Annotated in this window: 21 protein-coding genes; 14 read left to right on the top strand and 7 right to left on the bottom strand. The window is 65.1% G+C overall.

Annotated elements, in window-relative coordinates; genetic code table 11:
• The first annotated feature begins 160 nt into the window (after nt 1–160).
• From BUA26_RS05690 to BUA26_RS05665, 6 genes are read left to right on the top strand one after another with little or no spacing between them, the layout of a single operon-like run.
• Nucleotides 161–1,156 carry an AAA family ATPase gene (locus tag BUA26_RS05690; RefSeq protein ID WP_072758623.1) on the top strand — a complete coding sequence of 332 codons (996 nt, stop codon included), beginning with the start codon at nt 161–163 and terminating at the stop codon, nt 1,154–1,156.
• A complete protein-coding gene (locus BUA26_RS05685) occupies nt 1,153–2,088 on the top strand; it encodes a DUF58 domain-containing protein (RefSeq protein ID WP_072758621.1) in 936 nt (311 codons plus the stop codon). The genes BUA26_RS05690 and BUA26_RS05685 overlap by 4 nt, the downstream gene beginning before the upstream one ends.
• On the top strand, nt 2,085–2,618 hold the full coding sequence (locus tag BUA26_RS05680) for a DUF4381 domain-containing protein (protein ID WP_072758619.1): 534 nt from the start codon (nt 2,085–2,087) through the stop codon (nt 2,616–2,618). The genes BUA26_RS05685 and BUA26_RS05680 overlap by 4 nt, the downstream gene beginning before the upstream one ends.
• Nucleotides 2,611–3,597 (top strand): VWA domain-containing protein, encoded by a 987-nt coding sequence (locus tag BUA26_RS05675; RefSeq protein ID WP_072758617.1) that lies wholly within the window; start codon nt 2,611–2,613, stop codon nt 3,595–3,597. Before BUA26_RS05680 ends, BUA26_RS05675 begins: the two co-directional genes overlap by 8 nt.
• Nucleotides 3,594–5,483, top strand: coding sequence for a tetratricopeptide repeat protein (locus tag BUA26_RS05670; protein WP_072758615.1), 1,890 nt, complete (start codon nt 3,594–3,596; stop codon nt 5,481–5,483). The genes BUA26_RS05675 and BUA26_RS05670 overlap by 4 nt, the downstream gene beginning before the upstream one ends.
• Nucleotides 5,483–7,159, top strand: coding sequence for a BatD family protein (locus BUA26_RS05665; protein ID WP_072758613.1), 1,677 nt, complete (start codon nt 5,483–5,485; stop codon nt 7,157–7,159). Before BUA26_RS05670 ends, BUA26_RS05665 begins: the two co-directional genes overlap by 1 nt.
• Here the strand turns inward: BUA26_RS05665 and BUA26_RS05660 are convergent.
• On the bottom strand, nt 7,146–7,667 hold the full coding sequence (locus tag BUA26_RS05660) for an O-acetyl-ADP-ribose deacetylase (RefSeq protein ID WP_072758610.1): 522 nt from the start codon (nt 7,665–7,667) through the stop codon (nt 7,146–7,148). The two genes, BUA26_RS05665 and BUA26_RS05660, sit on opposite strands and share 14 nt — an antisense overlap.
• Before the next feature lie 67 nt (nt 7,668–7,734).
• Between BUA26_RS05660 and BUA26_RS05655 the strand changes: the two genes are divergently transcribed.
• The 3 genes from BUA26_RS05655 (at nt 7,735) to BUA26_RS05645 (ending at nt 12,639) form a co-directional block, all read left to right on the top strand.
• Complete coding sequence (locus BUA26_RS05655) at nt 7,735–8,190, top strand: MarR family winged helix-turn-helix transcriptional regulator (protein WP_072758608.1); 456 nt, start codon at nt 7,735–7,737, stop codon at nt 8,188–8,190.
• A gap of 198 nt (nt 8,191–8,388) precedes the next feature.
• Nucleotides 8,389–9,519, top strand: a complete 1,131-nt coding sequence (locus BUA26_RS05650) for an efflux RND transporter periplasmic adaptor subunit (RefSeq protein WP_072760092.1) — start codon at nt 8,389–8,391, stop codon at nt 9,517–9,519.
• Nucleotides 9,520–9,528: 9 nt separating this feature from the next.
• Nucleotides 9,529–12,639 (top strand): efflux RND transporter permease subunit, encoded by a 3,111-nt coding sequence (locus BUA26_RS05645; RefSeq protein ID WP_072758607.1) that lies wholly within the window; start codon nt 9,529–9,531, stop codon nt 12,637–12,639.
• Between the two features lie 91 nt (nt 12,640–12,730).
• Here BUA26_RS05645 and BUA26_RS05640 read toward each other — a convergent pair whose 3' ends face one another.
• From BUA26_RS05640 to BUA26_RS05630, 3 genes are all read right to left on the bottom strand, one after another.
• Nucleotides 12,731–14,173 (bottom strand): M20/M25/M40 family metallo-hydrolase, encoded by a 1,443-nt coding sequence (locus BUA26_RS05640; RefSeq protein WP_072758605.1) that lies wholly within the window; start codon nt 14,171–14,173, stop codon nt 12,731–12,733.
• Nucleotides 14,174–14,308: 135 nt separating this feature from the next.
• Nucleotides 14,309–14,719, bottom strand: coding sequence for a large-conductance mechanosensitive channel protein MscL (mscL, locus tag BUA26_RS05635; RefSeq protein ID WP_072758603.1), 411 nt, complete (start codon nt 14,717–14,719; stop codon nt 14,309–14,311).
• A gap of 84 nt (nt 14,720–14,803) precedes the next feature.
• Complete coding sequence (locus BUA26_RS05630; protein ID WP_072758601.1) at nt 14,804–15,490, bottom strand: fumarylacetoacetate hydrolase family protein; 687 nt, start codon at nt 15,488–15,490, stop codon at nt 14,804–14,806.
• A gap of 366 nt (nt 15,491–15,856) precedes the next feature.
• Between BUA26_RS05630 and BUA26_RS05625 the strand changes: the two genes are divergently transcribed.
• The 4 genes from BUA26_RS05625 (at nt 15,857) to BUA26_RS05610 (ending at nt 20,493) form a co-directional block, all read left to right on the top strand.
• Nucleotides 15,857–17,092, top strand: a complete 1,236-nt coding sequence (locus tag BUA26_RS05625; protein ID WP_072758599.1) for an efflux RND transporter periplasmic adaptor subunit — start codon at nt 15,857–15,859, stop codon at nt 17,090–17,092.
• Nucleotides 17,093–17,133: 41 nt separating this feature from the next.
• On the top strand, nt 17,134–17,820 hold the full coding sequence (locus BUA26_RS05620) for an ABC transporter ATP-binding protein (protein WP_072758597.1): 687 nt from the start codon (nt 17,134–17,136) through the stop codon (nt 17,818–17,820).
• A gap of 181 nt (nt 17,821–18,001) precedes the next feature.
• Nucleotides 18,002–19,162 (top strand): ABC transporter permease, encoded by a 1,161-nt coding sequence (locus BUA26_RS05615; RefSeq protein WP_072758596.1) that lies wholly within the window; start codon nt 18,002–18,004, stop codon nt 19,160–19,162.
• Nucleotides 19,163–19,173: 11 nt separating this feature from the next.
• Entirely contained in the window at nt 19,174–20,493 is a 1,320-nt protein-coding gene (locus BUA26_RS05610; protein ID WP_072758594.1) for an ABC transporter permease, read from the top strand.
• Between the two features lie 95 nt (nt 20,494–20,588).
• On the opposite strand, the gene BUA26_RS05605 is transcribed toward BUA26_RS05610, so the two are convergent.
• From BUA26_RS05605 to BUA26_RS05595, 3 genes are all read right to left on the bottom strand, one after another.
• Nucleotides 20,589–21,977, bottom strand: a complete 1,389-nt coding sequence (locus BUA26_RS05605; RefSeq protein ID WP_072760090.1) for a short-chain fatty acid transporter — start codon at nt 21,975–21,977, stop codon at nt 20,589–20,591.
• Nucleotides 21,978–22,133: 156 nt separating this feature from the next.
• Nucleotides 22,134–23,054 carry a drug/metabolite exporter YedA gene (yedA, locus tag BUA26_RS05600; protein ID WP_072758592.1) on the bottom strand — a complete coding sequence of 307 codons (921 nt, stop codon included), beginning with the start codon at nt 23,052–23,054 and terminating at the stop codon, nt 22,134–22,136.
• Nucleotides 23,055–23,159: 105 nt separating this feature from the next.
• The gene (locus BUA26_RS05595; protein ID WP_072758590.1) at nt 23,160–23,435 is read right to left on the bottom strand and encodes a hypothetical protein; all 276 of its coding nucleotides are present in this window, start codon (nt 23,433–23,435) and stop codon (nt 23,160–23,162) included.
• 77 nt (nt 23,436–23,512) lie between these two features.
• Here BUA26_RS05595 and BUA26_RS05590 point away from each other — a divergent pair, with 77 nt between their 5' ends.
• Nucleotides 23,513–23,893: a Rieske (2Fe-2S) protein gene (locus tag BUA26_RS05590; protein WP_072758588.1), complete on the top strand. Its 381-nt coding sequence runs from the start codon at nt 23,513–23,515 to the stop codon at nt 23,891–23,893.
• Nucleotides 23,894–23,923: the final 30 nt, after the last annotated feature.

Below are 23,923 nucleotides of genomic sequence, written 5' to 3'. Positions count from 1 at the left end.
AAGAGGCGGCTTCGGCCGCCTTTTTTTTGTGCAACTCGTACGGCATGGATGGCTGATTAAACTTCCTCCGCCGGTTATGGTCTGTAGCACGCCGCCCGATCTACCCGCGCATCGCAAGGCGGCGGACCAGGTCTGATGCACCCCAAGAACGGAAACGATCATGGATATGCCCGAAACACCGTCGCTGAGCCCACTGCAGCAGTCCTTCGCGCGACTGCGCGACGACTTGCAGCGCTGCATCATCGGTCAACCTCGCTTGATCGACTGCCTGCTGGTGGCCTTGTTGGCGGACGGTCACCTGCTGGTCGAGGGAGCGCCCGGGCTGGCCAAAACCACCGCGGTGAAGGCGTTGGCGGCACGGATCGAGGCGGATTTTCACCGAGTGCAGTTCACCCCGGATTTGTTGCCTGCCGACCTTACCGGTACCGATGTGTTTCGCCCGCAGTCAGGCAGTTTCGAATTCGAACGCGGTCCGCTGTTCCACAACATCGTGCTGGCGGACGAGATCAATCGGGCGCCGGCCAAGGTGCAGTCGGCGTTGCTGGAGGCGATGGCCGAGCAGCAGATCACGGTAGGCCGCAGCACCTGGCAGCTGCCCGAGCTGTTCATGGTGATGGCGACACAAAATCCGATCGAGCAGGAAGGCACGTTCACGCTGCCGGAAGCTCAGCTCGACCGTTTCCTGATGCACGTGACGATCGGCTATCCGGATGCGATCGCCGAACTGGCCATCCTCAAGCTGGCGCGCGAGCAGGCCAGTCGACGCGCGCATCCGGTGGCGCCGCCGCCGGCCTTGCTCAGTCAAGTCGACGTATTCGCCGCGCGCGATGCGGCGATGGCGGTGCACATGGCACCGGCGCTGGAGGAATATCTGACCCAGTTGGTGCTGGCTACGCGCGATGCCGGCCGCTACGGCGCCGAGCTGAAGCGCTGGATCGCCTGGGGCGGCAGTCCGCGTGCGACCATCGCGCTGGATCGCTGCTCGCGTGCGCAGGCATGGCTGGCTGGACGCGATTACGTGCTGCCCGAAGACGTGCACAGCATTGCTCATGAAGTGCTGCGCCATCGGGTGCTGCTCAGTTACGAGGCGGAAGCCGAAGGCGTGCGACCGGACCAGGTGATCGATCGCCTGCTGGATCTCGTGCCGCTGCCGTGAACGTCGTCGCGCAACATCGTGTGGATGGCGACGGTCGCAGTCAGGTCTCGCTGGCGGAACTGATCGCGCTGCGCGCGCGGGTCGGTCGTGTGCGCATGGCGCCGCTGCTCAGTCGTGCTGCACGCAGTGGACAGCAGTCCAGCCGTCTATACGGCCGTGGCATGGATTACGCGGAATCTCGGGTTTACCAAGCCGGCGACGACGTGCGCCGGCTGGACTGGCGACTCACGGCACGCAGCGGCAAGCTGCACACCAAGCTGTTCCAGGAGGATCGCGAAGGCTGCCTGTTGATCCTGCTGGATACCCACGCCAGCATGCGTTTCGGCACGCGGGTGCGATTCAAGTCGGTGCAGTCGGCGCGCGCGGCTGCCGCCGCCGCGTGGTATGCGGTGCGCGCCGGCGAGCGGGTCGGAATGATGGCATTCGGCCAAGCCGAGCACTTGTTGCGTCCGCAGGCGGGTTCACGCGGCGCACTGGCGCTGTGCGGTGCGCTGGCCGATTGGGACGCATTGCCATCGTCGGACAGGCTCGAGCCGTTGTCCGAAGCGTTGACCCGCGCATCGCGCGTGTTGCATGGCGCCAGCCGCGTATTGCTGATCAGCGATGGCTTCAGCTGCGACACCTCGGCCCGCCAGCGCCTGCTCGATCTGACCCGGCATGCGGGCGTCAGCGTGCTGGTGGTGGCCGATGCACTGGAACTGGCCCTGGCGCCAGCGGGGCGCTACCCGCTGGAACATGCAGGGGAACGCAGTGAAGTGCTGTTGCAGTCCGAACGCCAGCGCCGCGATTTTCAGCGCGCGCTGGGCGCCGGCCCCGCACGGCTCAGTGAACTAGCCAAGTCGCTGGGTCTGCGTTGCAGCAGCATCGACACCACGGCTGACCCGTTCGATGCGGCCACCGGCTTGTTCGGCAACGTGAGATCGGCACGATGATGATGCCGCCCGCTCAGCCTGTGGCCGCGCCGGTGTCGGGCCCCAGCCTGCGCGACATCCATCTGCCGCCCGAACCGTCGTGGTGGCCGCCTGCACCGGGCTGGTGGTTGCTGGCGGGGTTGCTGATGCTGGCGTTGCTGGGCGCGATATGGTTGTGGCGGAAGCATCGGCGCGCACAGCAGCAGCGCCGGCAGGTGCTGCACGAACTCGATCGGCTCGTGATGCAACATCAACGCGACGGCGATCAGGCTGCGCTGGCGAGCGGATTGCATCAACTACTGCGCCGTGTGGCACGGAAGCATGATGCGCTGGCCGCGCAGCAGCGCGGCGAGGCGTGGCGACAAACGCTGGCACGTATGCCAGTCGATGCGGTCACGCTGGGTCGGTTGCTGGCGTTGGATCAGCAGATCTATCGACCGCCTTCGTCGTTCGACCATGCTGCGGCCGTTACCGCCGTGCGGCAATGGCTGCGACTGGCTCTGAAGCCGGCAACCTGGAGGCGGACCACGCAGGAGCAAGCGCATGCCTGAGTTCGCGTGGCCGTGGGTTGTCGTGCTGTTGCCGTTGCCGTGGTTGCTGCGCCGGTGGCTGCGACCGGCCGCACCGGGACAGGCTTTGCATCTGCCGCAGCCGGGTGTGCAACTGACCACGGTGGCGGGTACCCGTGCGCGTGGCATCGTGTCGTGGTTGCTGGTGCTCGCGTGGCTGTGCCTGCTGGCGGCGGCGGCGCGACCGCAATCGGTGGGACCGCCGCAAGCGCAACAGCGCAGCGGTCGCGCGCTGATGCTGGCGGTGGATCTGTCCGGCAGCATGCGCACCGACGACATGCAGCTGGCCGGACAGTCCGTCAGTCGCTTCGGTGCGGTCGAAGCGATTGCCGGCGATTTCATCAACCGCCGCGGCGGCGACGAAATGGGATTGATCCTGTTCGGCAGCCAGGCATTCCTGGTGACGCCATTGACCTATGACCTGTCGGCCGTGCGCGCGCAATTGCAAGGCGCAGCGGTGGGGCTGGCCGGTACCGAGACGGCGATCGGTGACGCGATCGCGGTGGCGGTGAAGCGGTTGTCGGCACTGCCCGAACAGGCGCGCGTGCTGGTGCTGCTCACCGACGGTGTCAACAACGCCGGCAGCATCGCGCCCCGTGAGGCGGCGCGTGCGGCCAAGGCAGCCGGCGTGCGCATCTACACCATCGGCATCGGCGCCACGCAGATGCGCATACCGGGATTTTTCGGCAGCCAGTTGGTCAATCCATCCGCCGATCTGGATGCGGACATGCTCACCAGCATCGCCACGCAGACCGGCGGGCGCTTCTTCCGTGCCACCGACAGCGGCGAGCTGGCTGATGCCTACCGCGCCATCGATGCGCTGGAACCGATGCCGCAGCATGGTCCGACCTTGCGCCCGCGACATGAACTGTTCCGCTGGCCGTTACTGGCGGCGATCGCGTTGCTTTTGATGGTGATCGTGCCGCGCCGGTTTGGCCATGCGCCGGAGCGAACCGCATGAGCGAGATGCTGCAGCAGTTTCATTTCCTGCGGCCGTGGTGGCTGGCCGCACTGGCTTTGTTGCCGCTGCTGATCTGGCTAGGTATGCAGCGCAATGCGGCACAAGGAGAATTGTCGCGATTGGTCGATGCCGAGCTGCTGCCTCATCTGCTGCGTGGTCGGGCCGGCAACCGCCAATTGCCGCTATGGCTGTTTGCGCTGGGCTGGGCATTGTGCTCGTTGGCGCTGGCCGGGCCGGCTTGGAGCCGCATCAACCAGCCGCTGTACGCGAGCCGTCCCGCGCAGGTGGTGGCGATCTCGCTGTCGCAGCACATGCTGGCACGCGACGTGGCGCCGAGCCGGCTGGACCGTACACGCTACAAGGTGCGCGATCTGCTGGCCGGCAATCACGACGGGTTGAACGCGCTGATCGGCTATGCCGGTGAGGCATTCGTGGTCGCGCCACTGACGTCCGATGCGAACAGTCTCAACGATCTGCTCGATGCGCTGGCGCCCGACACGATGCCGGTAGACGGCGACAACGCGGCACTGGCGATCGAACGTGGCGTAGCGCTTATCCGTGATGCAAAGGCCGGCGGCGGTTCGCTGGTGCTGATTACCGATCAGGCCGATGCGAACGCCGATGCGGCCGCACGCAAGGCCGTTGCTGCCGGCGTGCACGTATCGGTGCTTGGCGTGGGCACGCTGCAAGGTGGGCCGGTGCCGCTGTCCGATGGCGGCTTCCTGCACGACGAACAAGGCGGCATGACCCTGGCTCGTCGTGACGATGTGGCACTCGGCGCGCTGGCAGCGGCGGGTGGTGGCAGCTATGTGGCGATGACAGCGGATCACCGCGATATCGACGTATTGCATGCGCAACTGCGCGATGCACCCGTGACGGAGGCGTCCGGCCAGGCAGGCGATGAATGGCAGGATCGTGGCCCGTGGCTGCTACTGCCGTTGTTGCTGGTCGCGGCGCTGGGCTTCCGTCGTGGCTGGCTGCTGTTGTTGCCGCTGGTCGTGTTGCCGCTGCTGCCGGCCACGGCCGAAGCGACGACGTGGCACGACCTGTGGCAGCGTCCGGATCAGCAGGCGGCGCAGGCATTGCGGCAAGGTCAAGCGAAGCAGGCTCAACAGCTGGCGCACGATCCGGCCTGGCGCGGTGCAGCGGCATATCGTGCGGGCGACTACGCCGCGGCGGCCCAGGCATTGCAGCAGGCTTCTGGTGGTGATGCGGCATACAACCTGGGCAACACGCTGGCTCGACAAGGTCGGTATCAGCAGGCGATCGAGGCTTACGACCATGCGTTGAAACTGGATCCCGGCAATGCCGATGCCAAGGCCAATCGCAAGGCGGTCGAGGACTGGTTGCACCGCCAGCAACAGCAGCAGCCATCCGATCAAGATCAGCACGAGGGCCACAACGGCAGCAAGGAACCATCCCAGGCCGGTGAGCAGGGCAAGGGTAGCAAGCCGGATTCGCAGGATCAGAAATCTGGCCAGGAGGGCACCAAGTCATCCGGGCAGCCGGGTCAGGATGGCAAGGCGCAGGCGCAGGATCAGTCCGATCAGAAATCATCGGAGGATCGTTCCGGCAAGGATCAAGGCGGCGATCAACCGAAGCCGCAGACCGCGCAGCAACAAGCGGAGCAACAGGCAAAAGCGGAACAGGCGCAGCAGGCGCTGAAGCAGCAGATGGATCAGGCGCTGGTCCATCCGGGAGACAAGACGCAGACACACCAGCTCGGCACGTTGACGCAGGACGACCCGCAATCGAAATTGCCGGCGGATCTGCAGCATGCCCTGCAACGTGTGCCGGACGAGCCGGGCGCGCTGTTGCGGCGCAAGTTCGAACTGGAATATCAACAGCGCCACGGCGGCGCACCGGGCGAGGATCGACAGCCGTGATGTTTCGACGATTCATCGTGGGATGGTTGCTGACGCTGCTGCTGGTTCCGGCACTGGTGCAGGCGACCGACGTGCGGGCGACGCTGGATCGCAACAGCGTGCAACTGGGCGAAACCGTGACCTTGAACCTGCGCGTGGCGAATGCGGGTGGCGGCATCGGCATGCCCGATCTGCGCGCGTTGAGCCAGGACTTCAGCATCCTCGGCACCTCGCAGAACAGCAGCCTCAGTATCGTCAATGGAGCGGCCACCTCGACCCTGACGTTCGGCGTGGCGTTGCGCCCGAAGCATGTCGGCACGCTGCAGATTCCCGCGCTGAGCGTGGGAGGCAGCCAGACTCAGCCGCTGCAACTGCAGGTGAGCGCGCCGAACCCGAACGTGGCGGCGGCAGCCAATCAGAACGTCTTCATGGAGGCGCAGGTCGAACCCACGCATGGCTATGTCGGCCAGCAGTTGAGCTACGTGGTGCGCCTGTTCTACGCCACCAATATCAGCAACGGTGCACTGAGTGCGCCGCAGCTCGACGGGATGGAAGTGAGCCAGCTCGGCGACGATCTGAATTACGACGCCGAGCGTGGCGGCCGCAGCTATCACGTGCTGGAGCGGCGCTATGCACTGATCCCGCAACATGCCGGGCATCTGGAGATTCCCGCTGCGAGCTTCCAGGGCGAAGCGATCGATCCGAACGATCCGAACAGCTTTTTTGGCTCCAGTACGCCGATCTCGGCCAGCGCACCAGCCGTGTCGATCGACGTGCAGGCAGCGCCACCCAACTGGAAGAGCGCCTGGTTGCCAGCCCGTCAGCTCAGCCTGAGTCTGGATGGCTGGCCGGGTGCGCAGGAGCAAGTTCGGGTAGGGCAGCCGCTGAACCTCACCATGAACCTGCAGGCGACCGGGTTGCCGTTCGAGACGCTGCCCGTGCTGAGCCTGCCCGCGTTGGATGGTGCCAAGGTGTATCCGGACAAGCCGGTCACCGGCACTCGTCAGGATGGCCAGTGGCTGGTCGGTCGGCGCCAGCAATCGTTTGCGATCGTGCCCGAACGTGCCGGCACGCTGACCGTACCGGCAACCACCTTGCAGTGGTGGAATGTACTGACCGATCGCATGGAGGTTGCGCAGATTCCCGAGCACAGCGTGACGGTGTTGCCGGCGGTCGGCGCTACGGCCGTCCAGCCGTCCGTTCCGGCCGAAGCGTCCAGCAGCGGCACGAACGTCGCCGCGACTACGGCAACACCCACGCCATGGCGCTGGGTCGCACTGGGCAGCCTCGGTCTGTGGCTGGGCAGCGTACTGGCCTGGTGGCTGTGGCGCCGTCGCCGCACATCGAAGATCGGTACGCCGACAATGGCGCGAACATCATCGCGCCAATGCCAGCTGGTCTTCCTGGCCGCCGCGCGCGGCAACGACCCGGCGGCGCAGGCACGCAGCCTGCTGGCATGGGCGCGCGCGGAGCGGCCGGCGATCCAGCATCTGGGCGAGCTGGCGGCGGCGCTGGACGACGCATCGCAGCGTGCGGCGATAGCCACCTTGCAGCAGCGCCACTACGCCGGCACGCCGATGTCCGCCGACGGGTCGAAGCTGGTGGAGGCGTTCAAGCGCGGGTTCGTCTGGCGAGTGGCCGATGCGGGCGATGACGGCTCGGAGCTGCCGCCGCTGTATCCGTTCAAGCTGCATTGAGCGCGTGCTGAAAAATCGCGCTCATGCCTTCGCTGAAACAACACAAGGTGACATCGATCGCGTCATCGCCGGCCAGCTCGTCACGCAGTGTGGTGATCGCCACATCGGCTGCCTGCGCGGCGGGATAGCCGTAGATACCGCAGCTGATCGCAGGAAACGCGATCGTGCGGAGCCGTTGTCCGCGCAGCAGTTGCAATGCATTGCGATAGCAGCGTCCCAGCAACAATGCTTCATCGTGGTGCCCGCCGTACCAGATCGGTCCCACCGTGTGGATCACGTAGCGTGCGGGCAACAGGAAGCCGGGTGTGATGCGTGCCTCGCCAACCGGGCAGCGCACGCCCGGGGCCGATTCCGGGAGCGTGCGGCAAGCTTGCAGCAGGGCCGGTCCGGCGGCCCGGTGGATCGCACCGTCTACACCGCCACCGCCGAGCAGACCGGGGTTGGCTGCGTTGACGATCGCGTCCATCGGCAAGCTGGTGATGTCGGCGCTGATGACTTTCAGAGGCATGGCTTCGCGGCGGGTGGCGTCTTATGCTTCGGGCAGGTATTCGAGTGCGATGAGGTTGCAACGGGTCATGGCGAAAACGGAAGACATTTCTTTTGGCTATCTGCTCAGCGATGTGACCTTGCTGTTCCGCAAGCACTTCGACCGGCGTGCGGTGAAATTCGGATTGACCCGCGCGCAATGGCGCGCAACCAAGATGTTGTACCACCGCGAAGGGCTGCGGCAAACCGAGCTGGCCGAGTTTCTGGAGATGGAACCCATTGCGGTGGGCCGGGTGATCGACCGCTTGCAGGCTGCCGGTTTCGTCGAGCGCCGCCCCGATCCGAAAGACCGTCGCGCCTGGCGGCTGCATACCACCGAGCAGGCGCGGGTGATCGTCGCCGACATGGAGCTGATTGCGCGTGACCTGCGCAAGGATGCCACCCGCGGTATCGGCTACGACGAACTGCAACAGGCGCTGGCAGTGATCAGCCGTATCAAGGACAACCTGGTGGCGCTGGAGCAGGCGGGCGAGGACACGCCGTGATGGCGCTGCGGTAAGTGGTTGCAGGTCGCGGCCCGATGGAGTCGGGTTCGCCGCGTAATGGCGGTCTGTCGTGTGCGGGAGTCAACCGGAATCCGCCGGAGACGTTGTAGTCGGACTATCGCTGTTCCGGCATCCCCAGCCACGCGACAGCCGCCGACCGCTGTGATCCGCGGCGCGAAGATCGAGAATCCCCCGCGCATGTCCTGGAAAAAGTCTGCACTGATAAAGTCTGCACTGATCGTTGTCGTGCTGGGTCTGGCCGCCTTGTCGGTCGCCTGGTACGGACATCACCGCGGGTCCGGTCGCAAACCTGCCGCCACGCCCGCTGCGGTGCCAGTCAAGGTCGCCATGGCCACGCGCGGGGATGTCGATCTCTCGCTCACTCAAGTAGGCAGTGTCGAGGCCTGGTCGACCGTTACCGTGAGTTCGCAGGTGGCCGGTCAGCTGCGGTCGCTGGCATTCGTGCCGGGCGCGCACGTACACAAGGGCGACCTGATCGCGCAAATCGATCCGCGGCCGCTGCAGGCTCAGCTCGATCAAGTCCGCGGCAACGTGGCACGCGACGAGGCCAATCTGATCAAGGCCAGGGCCGACCTGGCCCGCTACACCGCCATGCTGGCCAAGGGCTATGTGTCCAAGGCCGACTTCGATACCTACAAGGCCAATCTCGGCGTCGCTGCGGCGGTGCTGAAATCCGATCAGGCTGCGCGAGAGCTGGCGCAGACCCAGCTCGACTTCACCCGGATTTTTGCGCCGTTCGATGGCGTGCTCGGTGCGCCGCTGGTATATCCCGGCGCAGTGGTTGCGGCCAACACCACGGGCATCGTGGTGCTCAACCAGATCGAACCGGTGTGGGTGACATTCGCGTTGCCGCAGGACAGCCTGCCCGCCGTGCGGCTGGCGCAGACGCGGGGCACGGTGACGGTGCAGGCGCGGCTGGATGGCGACAGCGGCCACCCCATCAGCGGCACACTCGGGTTCATCAACAATGCGGTCGATGCCACCACCAGCACGATCACACTCAAGGCCCGCTTCGACAATGCCGACGATCGGCTGACCCCCGGGCAGTTCGTCAACGTGACGTTGCCGACGACCCGCATCGCCAACGCCGTCTCGGTGCCGGTAGTGGCATTGCAGAATTCAAGCAACGGCAGCTTCGTGTTCGTGTTCAAACCCGATGGCACGATCGAGCAACGCCCCGTGACGGCCGGTACCAGCACGGCCGATCGGACGGTGATCGACAAGGGGCTGGCGGCCGGCGAGCAGGTGGTGGTCGACGGTCAGATGTTGTTGGTCAACGGCAGTCACGCGCGCATCAGCGCCCACTGAGGTGCGCCTATGAATCTGCCGGAGATCTGCATTCGCCGACCGGTGATGACCACGCTGCTGATGACCGCGCTGCTGGTGTTCGGCATCGTCGGCTACCCGCAATTGCCGGTAAACGAGCTGCCCAACGTCGACTTTCCGACCATCAGTATTTCGGCCAGCCTCCCCGGCGCCTCGCCGCAGACCATGGCCTCGGCCGTGGCCACGCCGCTGGAAGCGCAGTTGTCGACCATCGCCGGCATTAGCCAGATGAGTTCGACCAGCGCGCTGGGCTCTACCTCGATCACGCTGACCTTCGAACTGGATCGCAGCATCGACGGTGCGGCCCAGGATGTGCAGGCGGCCATCTCGGCGGCGCAGCGCCAGCTGCCGACGCAGATGCCGACGCCGCCGACGTTCCGCAAGGTGAATCCGGCCGACGCACCGATCCTGTATATCGCGGTGACCTCGTCCACGCTGCCGCTGTCGGCCGTCGACGATTACGGCGAGACCGAACTGGCCCAGCGGCTCTCGATGGTCGACGGCGTGGCCCAGGTGAGCGTGTACGGTTCGCAGAAGTACGCCGTGCGCATCAACGTCAATCCGGATCGGCTTGCCGCGGCGGGCATCGGCATCGATGAGGTGAAGAGCGCGATCGCCGCAGCCAACGTCAACCAATCCACCGGTTCGCTGTACGGCGCGCGGCAGCAGCTGCCGGTCAGCAGCGACGGCCAGTTGATGCGCGCGTCGGCATACAACAATGTAGTGGTCGCCTACCGCAATGGTGCGCCGGTACGCCTGGGCAATATCGGCCACGCCGACGACAGCGTGCAGGACGATCAGAAGGCGAGCTGGTACAACGGCGAGCGTTCGATCCTGCTGGCCGTGCAGCGCCAGCCCGGCGCCAACACCGTCGACACGGTGAATCGCATCAAGGCATTGTTGCCCGGCTTCTCGGCCTCGCTGCCGCCGTCGGTGAAGCTCGATGTGCTGTACGACCGCTCGCAGTCGATCCGCGCCTCGGTCGACGACGTGCAGTACACCTTGCTGCTGGCCGGCGTGCTGGTGGTGCTGGTGATCTATCTGTTCCTCGGCAATCTCTCCGCCACACTGATTCCCGCGGTGGCGCTGCCGATCTCGGTGATCGGCACCTTCGGCGTGATGTTCGCGCTCGGTTACAGCCTGGACAATCTTTCGCTGCTGGCGCTGACGCTGGCGGTCGGATTCGTGGTGGACGATGCGATCGTGATGCTGGAGAACATCGTCCGCCATATGGAAACCGGCATGACGCCGTACGACGCGTCGGTGAAAGGCGCCAACGAAATCGGCTTCACGATCATCTCGATGACCTTGTCGCTGATTGCCGTGTTCATCCCGGTGATGTTCATGGGCGGCATCGTGGGCCGCCTGTTCCACGAGTTCGCGGTGACCATCAGCGTGGCGATCCTGGTTTCCGGCGTGGTGGCGGTGACGTTGACGCCGATGCTGTGCAGCCGTTTCGTCAAGGCGCACGATCACGAACACGGGTCTGACAAGCGCCGGAATTGGCTGATCGCCGGTTTCGATCGCGGCTTCACCGCCGTGCAGAGCGGCTACACGCGCAGTCTGGACTGGAGCATGCAACGGCCGCGCTGGGTGCTCGCCGTATTCGGACTGAGCCTCGCGGTGACCGTCCTGCTGTTCTATGTGACGCCGAAAGACTTCATCCCCGCCGGCGACAGCGGTCAGTTGCGCGTGAATACCCAGGGCCCGGATGGCGCCTCGTTCGACGAGATGGTGGCGCGCCAGCAGCAACTGGCCGACATCGCCAGCAAGGATCCGAATGTCGCTTCGTACATGTCGTCGGTGGGTGCCGGCGGCTCGCGCGCCACCGTCAACAACGGCTCGCTGCTGCTGGTGCTCAAGCCGGCCAACGAGCGGCAGACGCCGGACCAGATCATCGCCGAGCTGCGCAAGAAATTTGCCCAGGTGCCAGGCGTCAAGGCTTTCATCCAGAATCCGCCGGCGATCCAGGTCGGCGGACGTCAGTCCAATTCGCAATACCAGTACACCTTGCAGTCGACCGATCTGGATGCGCTGAACAGCTGGAGCAACAAGGTGACCCAGACATTCCAGCAGCTGCCTGGTTTCCTCGATGTCACCAACGACCTGGATCTCAACAGTCCGTCGATCGAGGTCAAGGTGAACCGCGAGAAATTGGCGCCGCTCGGGCTGACCATGGCACAGGTGCAGTCCGCGCTGGGAACGGCGTTCGGCGCCAATCAAGTTTCCACGATCTACGGCGCGGCTACCCAGTACTGGGTGATCCTGCAGGTCGATCGTTCGATGCAGAACGATCCGGCGGTGCTGTCACGGTTGTACCTCACTTCCAGCAGCGGCACGCTGGTGCCGTTGGGGACGGTCGCCAGCTTCAGCCGCGAGCCGCAGGTGCTCACGGTGAACCATCAAGGCCAGCTGCCGGCGGTAACCATATCGTTCAATCTCGCCGCGGGTGTATCGCTGAGCGATGCCGTGGCCAGCATCGATGGCGCGATGGGCAGAATCGGCCTGCCGGCGACGATTTCCGGCAGCGTGCAGGGCACGGCCCAGGCGTTCCAGGACTCGATGCAGGGCATGGGCCTGCTGCTGTTGCTGGCGGTGTTCGTGATCTATCTGGTGCTCGGTATCTTGTACGAGAGCTTCATCCATCCGCTGACCATTCTTTCCGGCCTGCCGGCCGCTGGCGTGGGTGCGTTGCTCACCCTGGTGCTGTTCCACGCCTCGCTGGATCTGTTCGCCTTCGTTGGCATCGTGATGTTGGTCGGTATCGTCAAGAAGAACGCGATCATGCTGATCGACTTCGCGCTGGAGCGGCAGAACGTCGAGAACATGCCACCGCACGAGGCCATCTTCGAAGCCTGCAAGGTACGCTTCCGTCCGATCATGATGACCACGATGTCCGCGTTTGCCGGCACGCTGCCGATCGCGCTGGGTGTCGGTGCCGGCGCGGAGACGCGGCGTTCGCTCGGCCTGGCTGTGGTCGGTGGGCTGGTCGTCTCGCAGGTGCTCACGCTGTATCTGACGCCGGTGATCTACATTTATATGGATCAGCTGCAGCAGCGCTTCCATCGGGCCGGCAAGGCCGGAACGCAGCCGGCACAGTAAGTTTTATCGCGGTATTCAGTCGGTGGCGGGGTGGCCTTGTGCCGCCGCCCTGAGCCTCCCCTGCGTTCGCAGGGGAGGGAGCAGAGCCGGGTCAGTCGGCGGCGCCGTCGCCGGCGAACGCGCCGGGAGCGGAGCCGAAGTCGCCGTCCGCCTGTGCGGCCATGTACGAGAACGAGGCATATACCGCCACGTTCTGCGCCAGCTGCTTCGGGTCGATCTTGTCCAGCGTGTCGTTCGGCGTGTGGTGCCAGTCGAAGTAGTTCGTGCCGTCCTGGGTCAGCGTCAGCGCGGCCATGCCCTTGCCATGCATCTGGGACAGATCCGAACCGCCGCCGCCGGGCTTCTTGGCGTCATAGGCGACGCCGATCGGCTCCAGCACATTCGCGATCTGGGTGATCGCGCCGCGCGCTTCCGGCTTCACGCTGGCGCTCATGCGCCAGACCGGGCCGGCGCCGAAGTCCGATTCCGTGCCGAGCTGGAACTTCGCCACTTCGCCGGCGTGCTTGTCGGCATAAGCGCGGCCGCCCCACAGGCCCATCTCCTCGTTCGCGAACGCGATCACCCGGATCGTGCGGTCGGGCCGTTGCGGCAGGTCGTGAATCAGCTTGCCGGCCGCCATCGCGATCGCCACGCCCGCGCCGTCGTCGATCGCGCCGGTGCCCGGATCCCACGAATCGAGATGCCCGCCGATCGCCACTACCTGATCGGGATGCTTGCGGCCGGTGATCTCGCCGATCACGTTGGCGCCGGTGTATTCGCCGACCACACCGCAGTCCAGGTCCAGCTTGAGCGTCACCGGTTTGCCATAGGCCAGCACGCGCTCGAGCTGGTCGGCGTCGGGGTTGGACAGCGCCGCGGCGGGAATCGCCTTGGTCGGATCGCGGAAACCGGTCACGCCGGTGTGCGCAATGCGCTGATCCGCGTCGGTGCCGACCGAGCGCAGCAGATAGCCGGCAGCGCCCTTGGCGGCGGCGATCGGCGGGCCGGCGGTGCGCACGGCCGAGCCCATGCCGTAATCGTGACCATCCTTGGCGCGCTGCATGCGAAAGCCGATGTAGACGATCTTGCCTTTCACACTGGCCGGGTCGGCTGCTTTCAGCGCATCCAGGCTGTCGAACTTCACCACCTCGGCGGTGAGCCCGCCTTTCGGCGTGCCCGGCGAATAACCCAGCGCGGTCAATACCAGCGGCTGCGAGAAGGGTGCGACGATCGCACCGTGTTCGCTGCGGCGCACCCACAGCGGAAATTTCACCTGCTCGGTGTAGACCTTGTCGTAGCCGAGTGCCTTGAACTTCGCCACGGCCCAGTCGCGGGCGCGCTGGTCGGCATCGCTGCCGGCCAGGCGCGGGCCGATCTCGGTGGTCAGCGACTCGACGATCCGGTAGCCGGTGTCGTCATGCATCGCCTTGTCGCGCAGTTGTTCGGCCGTCTTTATGGCGGTGGCGGGAATCGTGGTGGCCGGATCGGCGGCGCTGGCAATACCCGTGGCCAGCAGCAGGCTGGCGGCGAGCAAGGTGAGGGGAAGAGGGCGCATCGGGGGACTCCGCTGGGGGAATCCCGATTATGGCGCGACCGTCAACTAGCGCTTAGGCCATAAGTCATGCCTGTCGCAAAAACGACAAGGGCCGGGCCACAGGAAATGGCCCGGACCCCGGAATGCATCATCGCCTTACGACTTGTTCTTCAGCAGGTCGCGGATCTCGGTGAGCAGGACCACATCGGCCGGTGGCGCGGCCGGAGCTTCTTCCTGTTTCTTCTGCATGCGGTTGATGGCCTTGACCACCAAGAAGATCGCAGCTGCGATGATGAGGAAGGTGATGATGGTGTTGATGAAGTCGCCATAGCCGATCGCCACTTCGGCGATCTTGTGCTTGGGATCGCTGTCGTCGCCGGGCTTGAGCACCCATTTGAGCTGACTGAAGTCGATGCCGCCGGTCAGCATGCCGATCGGCGGCATGATGATCTTGTCGACCAGCGAACTGACGATCTTGCCGAACGCACCGCCGATGACGACGCCGACCGCCAGATCAACGACGCTGCCGCGCATGGCGAAGGCCTTGAATTCCTGCAGCATGCTCATGCTCTTTCTCCATGGATTGGGCCGGATGGCCAGTGAACTTTAGCGCAGAGCCAACGGACCGGCACAGTGGTCCGGGGCAGGAATTCAGACGATCCGTCCATCCAGTTCGGCGACCCCGATCAGCTCGGCATGAAAGCGGTCGCCGCGGTGCAACGCAGCAACGCCGGCTGGCGTGCCCGTAAAGATCAGGTCGCCTGCCTTCAGTTCGAACAGCGTGGACAGCGCTGCAATGATTTGCGGCACGCCATGCACCATGTCGCCGAGTCGGGTCTGCTGGCGCAGCTCGCCGTTCACGCTCAATCGCAGCATGCTGTCCGCAGTCAATGTCACTTCGGCTGCCGGACGCAACGCCGAGACCGGCGCGGAATGATCGAACCCCTTGGCGATGTCCCACGGATGTCCCTTGGCCTTGACCTGCGCCTGCAGGTCGCGGCGGGTCAGGTCCAGCCCCACGCCATAACCCCAGACCAGTGCGGCGCCTTGTTCCGGGGTGAGGTCGCTGCCACCAGCGCCCAGCGCCACCACCATCTCCACTTCATGATGGAGGTCGCTGGTAGCTTGCGGATACGGCACATCGGCACCGTCGCTGACGACCGCATCGGCTGGCTTGCTGAAAAACATCGGTGCCGCTGTGTCCACCGTGGCGCCCATCTCGCGCGCATGCTCGGCGTAGTTGCGGCCGATGCAGAACACCCGGCGGATCGGAAAACGCAGGTCGCTGCCGGTGATCGGCAGGCTCGGCGGGACGGGAGTGGCGATGGCGTAGGTCATGCCAGCAAGCGTAGCAAAGCATATGCATGCCGTCGTGCCTATACTCCGGATCTGCGCGGGATGGCGGCTGCAACGCGAAGAAGGTTACTCTCCGCGCAGTTCCGGGCCATCGCGCAGCCATGACCGCAGGGTTCCAGGAGGTTGCCAAGCGGATGTCGATTTTCTTCAATCTCGTTCGTCGTGATGGAAAGCGCCCCTTTCTCCACCAAGGCGATCCTCGATGAGCTTGAAGCTCCATATCCCATGGCAGCCCGCCCGGATGACACCTGTCATCGACGATGGCTGATGCTGCACCCTGATCGCGCCGCGGCCGATCGGCCAATCTTGCATCTATCGAGCAACCGGCATGCCGGGCGGGGAATACGAGTGGACAACGGCGAACTGTTGAAGGAACTGCGCATCGGGCGCGATCAGCGCGAAGATCACGACCAAGGCCCCGGCCGTTGGCCGTGGATCGTCGGCGCGTTGGTCGTGCTGCTGGTGTTGCTCGGTGGCGCCGGCTGGATGCTGTTCGGTCATCGCGCGGTGGCCGTGCAGACTGCCACCGCGATTGCGCCCAGCTCCGGTAGTGCCGCCGGTTCGGTGCTGCAGGCGACCGGTTACGTGACTGCGCGGCGGCAGGCCACGGTGTCGGCGCAGATCACGGGCACGCTGACTGCGGTGCTGATCGAGGAAGGCGATCACGTCAAGCAGGGCCAGGTGCTGGCGCGGCTGGACGACAGCGGCTACAAGGCCAATCTCGAGGCGGCGCTGGCCCAGGCCGAATCGATCCACGCATTGGTGGCGCAGTACCAGACCCAGCTGGCACAGGGCGAACACGATGCCGCGCGCCAGCAGGCGCTGGCGGCCAAGGGGCTGGTTTCCGCCCAAAGCGCCGAGCAGGCACGGACCCAGGTCAACACCTTGCGCGCACAGCTTGGCGCGCAGCAGAAGCAGGCTAAGTCGGCCGATGCGCAGGCGGCGGTGGCGCGGGTGAATTTCGATTACACCGTGGTGCGCGCTCCGTTCAGTGGCGTGGTCACCACCAAGGATGCCCAGGTCGGCGAGATCATTTCGCCGCTGTCTGCCGGTGGCGGGTTCACTCGCACGGGCGTAGGCACCATCGTCGACATGGATTCGCTGGAAGTCGACGTCGACGTCAACGAGGCCTATATCGGCCGGGTCCAGCCGGGCATGCCGGCCGAGGCCGTGCTGGACGCCTACCCCGACTGGAAGATTCCCGCCCACGTGGTCGCCATCGTGCCCACCGCCGATCGCGGCAAGGCCACGATCAAGGTGCGTGTGGCACTGGAAAAGAAGGACGCACGCGTCGTGCCCGACATGGGCGCGCGGGTGTCGTTCCTGGAAGAGAGGCAGAGCGCCACGGCGCCGCCCCCGCAGGGCGTGCTGGTACCGGCGACGGCGATCGTGCAGCGCACGGGCCGCAGCGTGGTGTTCGTGGTCGACGGCGATCAGGCGCGCCAGCGCACGGTCGAGCCGGCGGCGCAGGCCTATGGTGAGCTGCGCCTGCTGCCGGCCGCAGTGAATCCGGGTGACAGCGTGGTGATTTCGCCACCGGCCGACCTGCACGACGGTTCGGCCGTTCAGATAAAAAAACCGTAGTTCGTTTCGTACCGAAAATTCATGTTCATCGGAGATCCACCATGGGCACACTGATCGATATCCAGAATCTGGCCAAGACCTATGAGCGCGGCAAGCAGAAGGTCGAGGTGTTGCATCACGTCGACCTGGCCATCGCAGAAGGCGATTTCCTGGCATTGATGGGGCCATCCGGTTCCGGAAAAACGACCTTGCTCAACTTGATCGGCGGCCTGGATACACCCAGCGCCGGCAGCATCAGCGTGGGCGGCCAGCGCATCGACCAGCTCGGCGGCGGCGCACTGGCGAAATGGCGCGCGTCGAATGTCGGCTTCGTCTTCCAGTTCTACAACCTGATGCCGATGCTGTCGGCACAGCGCAATGTCGAACTGCCGCTGCTGCTGACCAAACTGTCCGGCGCACAGCGCAGGAAGAACGCCTCGATCGCGCTGCAACTGGTGGGGCTGGCCGATCGCGCCACGCACAAGCCCAGCGAGCTGTCCGGCGGCCAGCAGCAGCGCGTGGCGATTGCTCGCGCGATTGTTTCCGATCCCACGTTGCTGGTGTGCGACGAGCCGACCGGCGATCTCGATCGCCAGTCCGCCGAAGACGTACTCGGCCTCCTGCAGCAGCTCAACCGCGAGCACGGCAAGACCATCGTGATGGTCACCCACGATCCGAAGGCGGCCGAATACGCCAGCCATACGCTGCATCTGGACAAGGGCACCTTAGTCGAGCAGGCGCTGGCGTGAAGGCGCGCGCACTTACCCCCTCTACCCTTCGGGGAGAGGGTTGGGGTGAGGGGACACTCTTGCGTCGATGTGGCATCGAAGCGTGCTTCGATTTGCATTCCCGCGAGCACCCGCCCCTCATCTGTCCTGCTGGCATCTTCTCCCCAAAGGGGGGAAGGGATAACGCTATGGAGCGATCACCATGAAATACCTTCATCTGATCTGGGCGGCGCTGTTCCGGCGCAAGACCCGCACGATACTCACGCTGGTATCGATCATCGCTGCGTTCCTTCTGTTCGGCATGCTCGATGCGGTGCGCGTTTCGTTCGCCGAAGCGGGCCAGTCGGCGAATGGCGCCGAGCGCCTGCAGACCGGCGCGCGGCTATCCTTCATCCAGCCGCTGCCGCAAGGACTCGGTGCGCAGATCGCGAGAGTCAACGGGGTCAAGGACGTTGCCTACGCGAACTGGTTCGGCGGCGCTTACCAGGATCCGCACAATCAGATTTTCACCTTCGCGGTGAGCCCCAACTATCTGGACATCTATCCGGAAGTCGAGGTGGCTCCCGAACAGCGCAAGGCGTTCGATTCGACCCAGGACGGCATTCTCGCGGGCGAGATCATCGTCAAGAGATATGGCTGGAAGGTCGGTGACAAGATTCCGCTGCAATCGCAGATCTTTCCAAACAAGAGCGGCAGCAAGAACTGGAGTTTCAATCTGGTCGGCGTCATGCATTCCAAGGACGCCAAAGCCTTCCAGAGCCAGATGATCCTCATGCACTGGAAGATGTTCGACGAAACCACGCCTTACAACAGCGGCATGGTTGGCTGGTACATCAGCCGGGTCAACGACATCAATCAGTCCGACCGCATCGCCAAGGCGATCGATGCCTTGTCGGCCAATTCCGACCACGAGACGAAGACCCAGACCGAGCAGGCAGCCACCGCGAACTGGATCAAGCAGATGGCCGACATCGGCCTGATCGTGACCTCGATCATGGGCGCCGTGTTCTTCACCCTGGTGCTACTGACCGGCAACACGATGATGCAGGCGGTGCGCGAGCGTACTTCCGAGCTGGCTGTGCTCAAGACGATCGGCTTCTCCAGCACCAGCGTGTTGATGATGGTGCTGGCCGAGTCGGTATTGCTGTTGCTGCTGGGCGGATTGATCGGGCTTGGCCTGGTCAGCGTGCTTGCCCCGGTCATGTCTTCGCAGAGCGGCGGCATGATCAGTCACACCAGCGTCGGTGCAGGTAGCTGGGCGCTGGGTATCGCCCTGGCCATCGTGATCGGCCTGGTCGTTGGAGTCTTGCCCGCCTGGCGCGCGATGCGCCTGAACATTGTCGATGCACTGGCCGGACGCTGAGGAGAAGCGCAATGAATTTCTTGATCGGTCTGCTGACCTTCGTTGTCGTCATCATCGGCGTGATGGTGTTTTTGAGCCTGCCCTGGCCGGGCATGCTGGCGCTGCTGGTTCTGCTGGCCCTGTGGATGGTACTGACCCGGCGCGGCCAGCAGACGTGGTCGGTGACCGCCGTCGGCATCAGTACGCTGCCGCAACGGCTGGGCTCCTCCGCCGTGATCGTGATCGGCATCGCCGGCGTGGTCGCTGTGCTGGTCGCCATGCTGGCCATGGCCGACGGCTATCGCGAAACCCTTCGCCGCACGGGGTCCGACGACACTGCCATCGTGCTGCGCGGTGGGTCGGCGGCGGAAGTTTCCTCGGTGCTGGATCACGAAAGCACGCTGGTGATCGCGCAGGCGCCCGGCGTCGCCAGGGATGACCAGGGCAAACCGATTGTCTCGCCGGAACTCGTTGTTGCCGCCAATCTGCCGATGAAGGGCGGTGATCCGGAGCGGGATGTCGGCAGCGTGCAACTGCGCGGCGTCGGCGACGAGGCCTGGAAGCTGCGTACCAACGCGAAAATCATCGCCGGCCGCAAATTCGAGCCAGGCAAGTACGAACTGGTTGCCGGCAAGGGCGCGCAGCACCAGTTTGCCGGCCTGGAACCGGGCAAGCAGATCAAGCTGGGCAGTCAGATCTGGACGGTGACCGGCATCTTCAACTCGAACGATGCGATGGATTCGGAGTTGTGGGCGGATTCGGGCATTGTCGGCCCCGCCTATCGGCGCGGCTCCAGCATGACGACGGTATTCGCGAAACTCACCGGGGCTGCCGCCTTCGACAAGTTCAAGGCGGCGCTGGCTTCCGATCCGCGGCTGCAGACCGATGTGTCGACAACGCTCGACTATTTCAGCAAGCAGTCCGAAGGCACCTCGAAAGCCATCACCATCATCGGCATCGTGGTCGGCGCGATCATGGCGATCGGTGCGGTATTCGGCGCACTCAACACGATGTTCGCGGCGGTGGCCACGCGTGCACGCGAGATCGCGACGCTGCGGGCGATCGGTTTCCGCGGCTTGCCGGTGGTGATGGCGATCATGCTCGAAACCATGTTGCTCGCACTAGTCGGCGGCGCGCTCGGCGGCGTCATCGCCTGGTTGATATTCAACGGCTATACCGCGTCCACACTGGCGGCCGGCACCACCGGACAACTCACCTTCGAGTTCAAGGTCGCTCCTGCCGTGCTCTGGACCGGATTGAAATGGGCGCTGGCGATCGGCTTCGTGGGCGGCTTGTTCCCCGCGGTGCGCGCGGCGCGGCTGCCGGTGACCACGGCGCTGCGGGAGCTCTAGAAGCGAGAAATAGATCGGAGAGGAGTGAGAAAAGAGAGAAGACATGGCGTGCGTGGTCTCTCTCTTTTCTCACTCCTCTCCCCTCACTCCTCGCTCTACGGCATCACCGGTGGCACATAAGCGAGCGTCAACCCGAGCAGCCATAGCAGGCCCAGCACCAACGGCACGTGCACCACGAGCTGCATGAAGGTGTAGCCGACCACGTCGCGCGCCTTCAGTCCCAAAACGCCCAGCAGCGGCAACATCCAGAACGGGTTGATCAGGTTCGGCAGCGCCTCGGCGGCGTTGTACACCTGCACCGCCCAGCCCAGATGCACGTGCAAGTCGTTCGCCGCCTGCATGACGTACGGTGCCTCGACCAGCCACTTGCCGCCGCCGGATGGCACGAAGAAACCGAGCACGGCGGAGTAGGCGCCCATCACGGCGGGAAAGCTGTCGGTGGTCGCGACATGCACGAACAGGTTCGACAGCCGGTGCGCCAGCGTCATGCCACCGGTGCCTGGCACCTGGGTAAGCAAGGCGGCGATGCCGCCGTACAGAGGAAACTGGATCAACACGCCGGACGTGCTCGGCACCGCACGACTCACCGCATCGAGGAAACTGCGCGGGCGCCAGTGCAGCAGGATGCCGAGCGTGAGAAACAGAAGGTTGTAGGTATTGAGGTTGGCGATCGCACTGATCGCCGGCTTGCTGGCGAACTCATGGCCGAGCCAGCCAAGTCCGAGCAGGCCGATCGCCAGCGACAGCAGCGGGCTGTATTCCAGCCACTCGCCGGGACGCGTGCGCGGTGGCAGCGCAGGCGTCGAGGTTTCGCCGACGTCGAAATCCTGCGCGGTGCGCGCATGCGCGTCCGACGGTGCGGTGGTCCAGCAGATCAATAGCGACACCACGATCAGCACGCCGGTCAGCACGAACGACTGCCACAGGAAAATCGTCTCGCTGAAAGGCAGCACGCCGGTGATCGCCAGCAGGCCCGGCGGCATGCTGGCCGGATTTGCCTGCAACTGCGCCGCCGACGAGGACAACCCCATCGCCCAGATGGCGCCTAGGCCGAGATAAGCCGCTGCTCCAGCCGCGCGGTAGTCCATGCGCAGATCGCTGCGCCGTGCCAGCGCGCGTACCAGCAATCCGCCGAACACCAGCGAGAAACCCCAGCTCAGCAGCGACGCCAGCATGCTGACCAGCGCCACATAGACGATCGCTCCGCGACCCGTGCGCGGCGCGCGCGCCAGCACGTCGATGAAGCGCGCCACTACCGGCGCGGTGGCCAGCACATAACCGCCGATCACCACGAACGCCATCTGCATGGTGAACGGGATCAGGCTCCAGAAGCCGTCGCCGAATGCTTTCACCGCCGCCGTCGGCGTGGCGCCGAAAGCGAATGCCGCCAAGGCCACCACCACCACACCGAGCGCGGCGAATACCCATGCGTCAGGGAACCAGCGTTCCGCCCAGGCAGCGCTGCGCAACGCCGCGCGCGCCATCCATCCGTCTTGCGATGCGTTCATGCGGCTCTCCCATCGATGATCGCGACATCGTCGCGCTCAACCGGCCGCACAGGCAAGCCGACCAAGGTCGAACCGACCCGGATGGGCGGTCTCTCCCATGACCCAAGGAAGTCCTCGCGGACAGGAGCTGCGCTACGGCGCTTTCCGCCTCTGCTTCGCCAGCGTGATCACCGCCACGCCGAACAGGATGATCGCCATGCCGGCGAGGTCGTATGGCCCCACGTGTTCGCCGACCAGCAGTACGCCGAACAGCACCGCTACCGGTGGATTCACGTAGGCGTAGCTGGTGGCCAGCGCCGGCCGCGCGTGCCTGAGCACATACAGAAACGCGCTGAACGCGATGATCGAACCGAATATGGCCAGGTAGACCAGCGCCAATGTGGCCCGCGCGGTCGGATGCGCCGGCAGCCGTTCACCGCCGGCGAAGCCGACCAGCAGCAACGCGACGCTGGCGCAGAGCATCTGCGCGGCGGTATTCATCGGCCCCGGCGGCATCTCCCTGCGCCGGCTCCAGGCCGAGCCGAAGGCCCAGCACATCGCGGCGACCAGCAGCGCCAGCGCACCGAGTCGCGAGCCGGACAGGCTGCTGCCCAGATTCAGCACGATCACGCCCGCAAAGCCGATCGCCAGGCCGATGCTCTCGCGCCGGTTCGGCCACTCGCCATACATGCCGGAAAACAGCGCGGCGAACAGCGGCATGCTGGCCACCGCGACGGCGGCGATGCCCGAGCTCACCCGTTCTTCGGCGAAACACACCAGGCCATTCCCCATCCCCAGCAACAGCAGGCCCGTGAACGCCGCGTTGCGCCACTGCAACGGCGTCGGCGGGGCCATCCCGCGCAGGCGCAGAAATCCGTACAGCCCCACGCCGGCGCAGAGGAAACGGACACCGGCCAGCAGAAACGGCGGATAGCTTTCCAGCGCGAAACGGATGCCCAGATAGGTCGAGCCCCAGATCACGTACAGCGCGAACAGCGCCAGCGGTATCAGGAAGCGGGGATCGGTCAGGCTGCGCGGCGTTTCAGCCGCGGCACAGGCAGAGGTATCGGACATGGGGTTGGATCGTGTGGGGACGATGCATTATCCGCGAGCCCACCGCGCTTGTCGCCAAGCGAATTCCCACCACGGTGGGAGCGAATTCAGTCGCAAGGTTATTGCTCAGTGCGCGACCGGACGACCCTGCTGGATCACCACAAACTCGCCTTCCAGCACGGTCGGCTGATGGGCGGCGTTCGGTACAGCAGGCTTTGCCGGAGCACGGCCGTGCTTCCATTGACGCACCGCCAGCAACACGCCGCCGCCGACCAGCAGCACACCGGCGACCACCAGTCCGAACACCAGCAACACGCCAATCACTGCCACGCCCAACAGCAGCGAGAAGGCACGAACCAGCGGATGGCGAGGACGACGAATGGAAGGCATGGAAAAGTACATGTGTTAAAAATCCGTGTGGTAAAATCAACGACTTACGCGACAACGATGGGGCCATCCGGCCCGCGAGGCAAGTGCCGATGGATACAGTTTTCCCTGCCGGATCGCCAGCCCGGCAAGCGCTCTGCCGGCTGGACGAGATTCCCGATGGTGGCGCCACCGCCGTCGACGCCATGCTGGCCGATGGCGGGGCCGATCCCGAACTGAGCAGCCTGATCCTGTTGCGGCGCGGCGAGCAGGTGCGCGGCTATCTCAACATCTGCCCGCATACCGGTCGCCGGCTCGACTACGCCCCCGGCAAATTCCTGCTGAAGAACGACACGCTGATCTGCGCCGTGCACGGCGCCACCTTCAACCAGGCCGACGGTTTGTGCATCGCCGGTCCGTGCCGCGGCGAGCATCTGCGCGAGATAGCTGTGCAGATGCAGGATGGCGCGATTCATCTGGCGCCGAGTGCCTGAGGCGATTTACGGGCTCGGGCCACGGTTCAC

The sequence above is a fragment of the Rhodanobacter sp. OK091 genome, from assembly GCF_900142825.1.
In the GTDB taxonomy this organism is placed as follows: Bacteria; Pseudomonadota; Gammaproteobacteria; order Xanthomonadales; family Rhodanobacteraceae; genus Rhodanobacter.
The sequence above is the reverse complement of the archived record's forward strand: the minus strand, read 5'-3'. Positions and strand labels throughout refer to the sequence as shown.

Coding starts and splice junctions, on each gene's coding strand:
- mscL (WP_072758603.1), bottom strand. CDS start 14,719: ATGAGCATGCTGCAGGAATTCAAGGCCTTCGCCATGCGCGGCAGCGTC.
- BUA26_RS05610 (WP_072758594.1), top strand. CDS start 19,174: ATGAATTTCTTGATCGGTCTGCTGACCTTCGTTGTCGTCATCATCGGC.
- BUA26_RS05645 (WP_072758607.1), top strand. CDS start 9,529: ATGAATCTGCCGGAGATCTGCATTCGCCGACCGGTGATGACCACGCTG.
- BUA26_RS05595 (WP_072758590.1), bottom strand. CDS start 23,435: ATGTACTTTTCCATGCCTTCCATTCGTCGTCCTCGCCATCCGCTGGTT.
- BUA26_RS05650 (WP_072760092.1), top strand. CDS start 8,389: ATGTCCTGGAAAAAGTCTGCACTGATAAAGTCTGCACTGATCGTTGTC.
- yedA (WP_072758592.1), bottom strand. CDS start 23,054: ATGTCCGATACCTCTGCCTGTGCCGCGGCTGAAACGCCGCGCAGCCTG.
- BUA26_RS05640 (WP_072758605.1), bottom strand. CDS start 14,173: ATGCGCCCTCTTCCCCTCACCTTGCTCGCCGCCAGCCTGCTGCTGGCC.
- BUA26_RS05590 (WP_072758588.1), top strand. CDS start 23,513: ATGGATACAGTTTTCCCTGCCGGATCGCCAGCCCGGCAAGCGCTCTGC.
- BUA26_RS05620 (WP_072758597.1), top strand. CDS start 17,134: ATGGGCACACTGATCGATATCCAGAATCTGGCCAAGACCTATGAGCGC.
- BUA26_RS05675 (WP_072758617.1), top strand. CDS start 2,611: ATGCCTGAGTTCGCGTGGCCGTGGGTTGTCGTGCTGTTGCCGTTGCCG.
- BUA26_RS05655 (WP_072758608.1), top strand. CDS start 7,735: ATGGCGAAAACGGAAGACATTTCTTTTGGCTATCTGCTCAGCGATGTG.
- BUA26_RS05615 (WP_072758596.1), top strand. CDS start 18,002: ATGAAATACCTTCATCTGATCTGGGCGGCGCTGTTCCGGCGCAAGACC.
- BUA26_RS05630 (WP_072758601.1), bottom strand. CDS start 15,490: ATGACCTACGCCATCGCCACTCCCGTCCCGCCGAGCCTGCCGATCACC.
- BUA26_RS05670 (WP_072758615.1), top strand. CDS start 3,594: ATGAGCGAGATGCTGCAGCAGTTTCATTTCCTGCGGCCGTGGTGGCTG.
- BUA26_RS05680 (WP_072758619.1), top strand. CDS start 2,085: ATGATGATGCCGCCCGCTCAGCCTGTGGCCGCGCCGGTGTCGGGCCCC.
- BUA26_RS05605 (WP_072760090.1), bottom strand. CDS start 21,977: ATGGCGCGCGCGGCGTTGCGCAGCGCTGCCTGGGCGGAACGCTGGTTC.
- BUA26_RS05690 (WP_072758623.1), top strand. CDS start 161: ATGGATATGCCCGAAACACCGTCGCTGAGCCCACTGCAGCAGTCCTTC.
- BUA26_RS05665 (WP_072758613.1), top strand. CDS start 5,483: ATGTTTCGACGATTCATCGTGGGATGGTTGCTGACGCTGCTGCTGGTT.
- BUA26_RS05660 (WP_072758610.1), bottom strand. CDS start 7,667: ATGCCTCTGAAAGTCATCAGCGCCGACATCACCAGCTTGCCGATGGAC.